This is a genomic window from Microcystis sp. M49636_WE2 (assembly GCF_030065375.1).
GTDB lineage: Bacteria > Cyanobacteriota > Cyanobacteriia > Cyanobacteriales > Microcystaceae > Microcystis > Microcystis aeruginosa_C.
In genome coordinates this window covers 1-6,711 of record NZ_JASJFG010000255.1, presented here as the reverse complement: position 1 = coordinate 6,711, position 6,711 = coordinate 1, and the positions used below count along the sequence as shown (strand labels likewise).

Below are 6,711 nucleotides of genomic sequence, written 5' to 3'. Positions count from 1 at the left end.
GAGAATGGTATGACGATAGAATCCGGTTATGAAACCGTCTCCGTGGCTAAAGTACAGGTGGGTTTGTTGGCTAATGCCCGTTATCTGCAACAAGAATTAAATCAAATCGCCCTAACTGTCGATACTAGCACCTCCGAGGGACGAGTCGAAGTCTTACAAGAATCGGCCCTCGCCCTGTTACGTCATCCGGAATACTGGGTTTATGGTAACGTCGATTGCCAACAAACCAGCCTCAGCAGTGCAGAAGCGAAGTTTAATCAGTGGTCCCTCAACGAACGCGGTAAACTAACGGCGGAAACCTTAACTAATTACAATAATCAACTGCGTCAAGGTTCTACAGAAAATATTTTACCCGAATCGGCCGGAGAATTAGCTAAAACCGCACCGGAAGGCTATATTTTGGTGACTATTTTAGCCGGCATTGTTGGTAAATTTTCTCTACCCAAAATTAATGATTCCCAAGACTTGAAACAGGCCCTGCAACAAATTGGTAGTATGGGAGGCGATCGACTTTTAGCAGTAGAAGTGATTTGGACCCCCCAAAGCGAGGGTGATGTTCTCAGTCAAGATGACATTCTCGCTAATTATCCCGATCTGAAATTAGTGTAATTTTTCGGGTAATAACTCTAGATATTAGCTAAAATCTCCCTTATTACGGGGAGATTTTTTGATTAGGGTTTGCGGCAAAAAGTCAATTGGCTGGTGATGGGGTGAGTTTTGTCGGTTAGTCCCTCGCAACGAAACCCAAAAACTCCACCGATTATGCCTAAATCCTGATAACTTGGGAGTTAATCATACTATTAAAAACGGATTTGGTATAAGACCAGTATTTTACCTTCTATTTCATGACTCGGATTCTTTCTCTATCGATCCAACCGTGTATTAGACATCTCCAAAATTCGGGCTAGATTGAGGTTAATTTCTGGAAATGTCCATTGTACTGTAAGGGAATCAGGAGCCGCCCAAGATCCATTGAGTCGCTACCTCGGTTTCCCCCCAAGGAAACTGCCTGACTTCAGCCGCGACAAAGTGGGAAGCCAGACTTTCAATCAGTTTAACCAGAGTGGAATCAGTCACCACTGCAACTTTACTGACGTACTTGTGATGGTCGCGTATCAGCCGGAAATGAGCGACCAAGGCACCAAAACTCTCCCAACCAGTGAACGTGGGAACTTCGATGATTACGCCAGCAAGGCCACCAGTGGCCTCAATGTGGGGGTCCACTGCCTCCGCAATCTTGATGAAATCTTCCGCCGCAAGTGCAGATTTAGGTTGCATATAGAGAATGCTATGCGCGGCATCTAAATTATACTCTATCATAGTTTGCCTCTCCCAAATGGTCGAAGTCTAACTATATACTATCACAAATAATGGGACCAAGATTGAGGGAAAATTAACAAGCGATCGCAGAAAATAACCACAAAGACACAAAGACACAAAGACACAAAGATTAGGCTGGTTAATTCTTCTTGCCATCCAATCAGAATTGGGTGGTTTATGCGTTGCTAACCAACCCAACTGGACTTTATTTGACTGGTAATTTTCTAGATATTAACTAGGTTAAAGATGGCATAGCCAACGCATAATTGAAACCAGTTGATTATCATTGGTTAAGTTAGCGGCATTGGTGAGTTTTTTCGTCTCTAATTGCTGATAAATTTCCCTGGCCATTTTTGTTTCAATAGCAGCGCCGATAAAAAAAGTATAAGGATGCTTAGATATTTTTCTAAAAGCATCATCAATTCTCTGCAAAGCAGTACGAGCAGTTTTCCAATGTTCATCTGCTCCCGCGGGATCAATCCCACCTTTCAATTCTCCCAAAGCAATGTATAAATCAGGAGATTGTAAGGTTTGTTTTTTGTTTTTTTGATTAGCTAATTGCGTCGAATCACATTTTAAAAGACACAAATGAATATTGCTGTTATTAACAATGGGAACATTGACATTATAAATTATTGTTCTTGGTTGGCTGTTATTTAACCAGCTAACACCTCTAACCAAGATTTCTAGATTAGGTGTCATTTCTTCAGCTTCTCTCCATTGATTATTACTAGAATTGAGCCAATCATAAGCAATTCCTGCTACTCTTAAAGTTGCTAATAGAGAACGAGTAAATTTACTTTGAGCTAAGGAGCCACCCGCGTTTCTCATGATTCCTCCTAAAGTGTCACCCCGAATCAATAGAAATCTATAGACTAACTCCTCGACAAAATTAGTCCCCGCAGGTTCCAGAAAATTGACAATTAATTCTTGAATTGCTTCTACCTTGTCTTGGGGATGTAAATAATTTTTAGATTTATCAGAAATTCCCGATGCAGTTAATAAAGCCGCTTGAATATCTGGGATGTTTAGTAAATCTCTAGGATTGTTTACGGTTTGTGCAATAATTTTTAAGGTTCTTGCTTCTGCAATTAAAGGAGTAGCTCTCTGATTTTTTTCTAAGGCTAGAGCAATAAATCCTGAACGGATAGCTTCATAGGTAGTCTCCAAATCACAACTTTGGTTTAAATGCAAGAGATAGGGTTTTTCCATTAAGGCTTTCTCCACACATAAATACATTTTCTTAAAGATTCTCTACCATGACATCCCATTTGCTGACTACTATTACCTTTTCCCTGAGGAACTACTAAAATATTTTCTACTTTAAATCCAATTTCTTCAGCAATTTTTGACAAAATTAAATCTACAGAAATACTAGCTCCCGCATAGCGCACGTTATCATTAATCATACAGAAAATACCCGAGGATTTCATAACCCGAAAGCATTCATAAATTAGACAAGACATTTCCAGAAAATACCCCCTAATCATCCGAGGAATACCATGGTTATTTAAGGCCTTGCTTGATTTTAATTCCTCTAAACAACCTAGGATACTTTCTAATAATTTTTGACGATCAGTTATGGCAATGGCTGGCGACCAATGTTCATTGATTTTTAGTAACTCTTTGGGTTTATTTTCAACAGTGCAACTAAGCATTTGTTGACGTAATTGTTTTAATTGTAGTTGATCTATTCCCAATAGAGCCAATTCCAAAGCGTAGATACGAGTATAATCATAGCGATTACAATAAGGAGGAGAAGTAATAATAGAATCGTATTTTTCTGACGAAATCTCTGGCAAAATCTCAAGACAAGAACCTTGATATAGTTGAATTTTTCCCCGAGGATAATCTCTAGAAAAAAGTTCCAATTGTTGCTGACTAGGCTCTAAATCTGCGAGAATTTCTCGTAACTTGCTATGTAGGGCAATTTTAAAGTCTAAAATTTTTCCTTTGTCAAATATATTTTTACCCTGTTGTTTACCAGAACGATAATCCCAACGGAGGTATTGACCATCTTTTCTAGTATAGCTAATTGATTCGAGAATAGAAAGTAAGGCAAATTTTAAGATCGCTTGCACTCGCTCATTCTCTTGGGCAATCAACCCTAAGTAACTTTCTATACAAGCCTGATTTTCTTGGGGATATGCTCCTTGAGTAATTGGTAATTCTAATAACTTAACTTTGTCATCTACCTGTTGCCAAAGGCTATGGTTAGACCAATACTCTAGACGATGTATATCATCACTATTTAAGCCATTTTCTAAAATTTGTCTAGTAATAATTAATTCTTGTCCAATCGGCAATAGTTCTATTCCATCTGCTGATAAACCCCTGGCCGCCGCCGCAAATAAAGTTGTTCCGCTGCCCGCAAAAGGGTCTAGTATTTTTCCTTGTTTGATACCATATTTTTCTAGAAGATAAACTATCAGATCAACGGAAAAACCCTCTTTATATTTATACCAGCGATAAACTGGTTGGTTCTTATTACCTTGAAAACTGACTAGGGTACGAGATAATTGCTCAGAATCAAGTAATTTGTCTTGAAAATAATTAAATAATTCTCGATCAAGATTGTTGATTTCTAACAATCTTTCTGCTACATTAACCGAACTATTAATCATTTAGGTTTACTGGCAAAATTGCCGAAAAATAATTATCAAAATTTATCTTTATTTGAGGGGTAATTTTAATCGGTGGGGAAAGGGCGATACTTAAGAATTAATTCTCGCACCGATTCCCCTAGATTTAATCTCAATCCCCTAGACAAATACCCAAACCCCTGGCGGTTTTGACTAAAGTTTCTTCGGGATCGACGACGCGATAGGTTTTAATCGCCTCCTCAATGGGAACACTGACCACTTGCCGATTTTGCCAGGCCACCATGCGATCGAATTCTCCCCGAGCGATCAGATCCACGGCCGCTACGCCAAAAGCCGCCCCCAGTAAGCGATCCATCGGAGAAGGAATACCCCCCCGTTGAATATGGCCCAGGAAAGTCACTCTCGTTTCGGCCCCAGTTTCCCTAGCAACTTCTTCGGCTAAATAGCGACCGATACCCCCGAGACGATCTTCTCCTAGGGCTTCCTTTTGCACTAGGCGATTGCCGGTTTCGGTACGCACGGCCTCGGAGACAATAATCAGAGAAAACTGTTTATCCATACGCTGCCGTTGCCGGATCTTCTCGCAGATCTTCTCTAATCGGTAGGGAATTTCGGGAATGAGAATGATATCGGCCCCCCCCGCAATACCGGCAGCCAGGGCGATATGGCCGGCATCTCTACCCATAACTTCTAGAATCATCACCCGGTTATGACTAGCGGCGGTAAAATGGAGGCGATCGAGGGCTTCTGTGGCAATATTAGTAGCTGTATCGAAGCCGATGGAGACTTCTGTAGCTCCCACATCATTATCGATGGTTTTGGGGATACCAATCAGATTAATGCCTCCCTGTTGGGCAATACGGCGCAAAATCGCCAGACTACCATCGCCACCGATGCCGATCAGGGCATCCAGTCCCAGACTATGATAGCCGTCGATGATGTCCTGAGAGCGATCGATCAAGGTTCCATCGGGCATCGGGAAAGCGAAGGGATCCCCCTTATTGGTAGTACCGAGAATTGTTCCTCCCATCACCAACAGGCGATCGACTCCTTCAATATCAAAGATAGTGGTTTTGGGGGGACGGCTAACTAATCCGTTCGTTGCTTCTCGAATACCCACCACTTCCCAGCCATAATTGCCACTGGCATGGTGGACAACGGCACGAATGGCGGCATTTAAACCCGCACAGTCACCGCCACTGGTGAGAAGTCCAATTCGTTTTTTTTCACCCATAGGTTTTTGTCAGGAGATTAACAAATCTATATTTAGGGAAAAGTTGCGGATAATGCCTAAAAATTAAGAAAGTTTCTAGATCGTCCCTGACAGCTAGGGGAAAAATTCACCCCCATCCCCTCAGTAATCGATCACGAGCAGGGTATGCAGGGCGACACGGATTCCCATTATACTAAAAAGTATATAACAATATTAGGGCATTTGTCAACCCTAATATACGAGAAATTTTCTGATAACTGATAGCCAATCAATTTAACTATTTACTGCTTGCTGAAGACGGGATAGATCCCAACCTTTTTGATTGAGAAGTAGCCAAGACTGCATTAAATCAGGACCGTGTAACTCCCCCATCAAAGCGGCCCGCAGAGACTTCATTACTAGACCTTTTTTAACCCGATGGGCTTTAGTTGTGGTCTCCACAATTCCCTTGGCAACTTCTCCAGTCAAATCGGGAGTAATAGCGGCGAGAATATCCTTGATAATATCCTTAACTCCCTCTAATTGTAATTGACTTAAAGCCTCCTGATTATAATTAGCCAGAGGGGTTAAAAGTAAGCGACTTTCAGCGACAGCATCGCTTAAACGAGTTAAACTCGGACCGATGAGAGTAGCCAAACCGATCAACCAAGCTCGATCGGTTTCAGCATCAAAATTATACCCTGCTTCTTGCCAGTATGGGAGAAGTAAAGGCACTAATTCCTCACCGGTTAAACGATGGAGATATTGACTATTAATCCAATCCAGTTTAGTCCAGTCAAATTTTGCCCCCGCTTTATTTACCCGTTCTAAACTAAACACTTCTGCGGCCGTTTCAAGGGTAAAAATTTCTTCAGTGGAATCGGGAGGAGTCCAACCCAGTAGAGTCATGTAATTAACCAAAGCTTGCGGCAGAAAACCCAGTTTTCGGAAATCATCGATCGAAGTGACTCCATCCCGTTTAGATAACTTGCGACCCTCCTGATTTAAGATCAAAGGACTGTGGGCAAACTCCGGCACTTTTGCCCCTAAAGCTTCGTATAAAAGAATTTGTTTAGCCGTATTAGCGATGTGATCTTCCCCACGAATAACATGGGTAATTTCCATATCGATATCATCAACAACTACCGCTAAATTATAGAGAGGCTGACCGAATTGTTCCTCCCCATTTTCCGAGGTACGAGCGATCACCATATCGCCACCTAAATCACTACCTTTCCAGATAACTTTTTCCCGGATTAAATCCTGCCAAATAATTTCTCGATCATCGTCAATAATAAAACGAATTACTGCTTTTCTCCCCCCTTGCTCGAATTGAGCTTGTTGTTCGGGGGTGAGATAACGATGACGATTATCGTAACGGGGGGCAAGATTGCGGGCTTTTTGTTCTTCCCGCATTTTTTCCAATTCTTCCGGGGTACAATAACAACGATAGGCTAAACCTCGATCGAGCAGGGTTTGAATGGCTTGACGATAATAATTAAGGCGTTGAGTTTGAAAAAAAGGACCTTCATCCCAATTCAGTCCTAACCATTGTAGGCCCGCTTGAATATTTTCCGTATATTCTGGTCGAGAACG

The 6,711-nt window shown here is 41.6% G+C and carries 6 protein-coding genes; 1 reads left to right on the top strand and 5 read right to left on the bottom strand.

The features are described from left to right. Positions 1 to 609: DUF1517 domain-containing protein (locus PX484_RS06170; RefSeq protein ID WP_288103164.1), on the top strand; the 609-nt coding region annotated here is incomplete at its 5' end. Positions 610 to 951: 342 nt separating this feature from the next. On the opposite strand, the gene PX484_RS06165 is transcribed toward PX484_RS06170, so the two are convergent. The 5 genes from PX484_RS06165 to gltX all read right to left on the bottom strand — a co-directional run. Continuing rightward, a complete protein-coding gene (locus PX484_RS06165; RefSeq protein ID WP_002801062.1) occupies positions 952 to 1,320 on the bottom strand; it encodes a SpoIIAA family protein in 369 nt (122 codons plus the stop codon). Positions 1,321 to 1,560: 240 nt separating this feature from the next. Then, on the bottom strand, positions 1,561 to 2,559 hold the full coding sequence (locus tag PX484_RS06160; protein ID WP_287688586.1) for a type II restriction endonuclease: 999 nt from the start codon (positions 2,557 to 2,559) through the stop codon (positions 1,561 to 1,563). Continuing rightward, positions 2,532 to 3,944, bottom strand: coding sequence for a DNA methyltransferase (locus PX484_RS06155; RefSeq protein WP_287765127.1), 1,413 nt, complete (start codon positions 3,942 to 3,944; stop codon positions 2,532 to 2,534). Before PX484_RS06155 ends, PX484_RS06160 begins: the two co-directional genes overlap by 28 nt. A gap of 130 nt (positions 3,945 to 4,074) precedes the next feature. Next, the gene (locus PX484_RS06150) at positions 4,075 to 5,157 is read right to left on the bottom strand and encodes an ATP-dependent 6-phosphofructokinase (RefSeq protein WP_002801066.1); all 1,083 of its coding nucleotides are present in this window, start codon (positions 5,155 to 5,157) and stop codon (positions 4,075 to 4,077) included. Positions 5,158 to 5,409: 252 nt separating this feature from the next. Continuing rightward, positions 5,410 to 6,711 (bottom strand): glutamate--tRNA ligase (gltX, locus tag PX484_RS06145; RefSeq protein ID WP_288103161.1); only part of this gene is annotated, 1,302 nt, incomplete at its 5' end.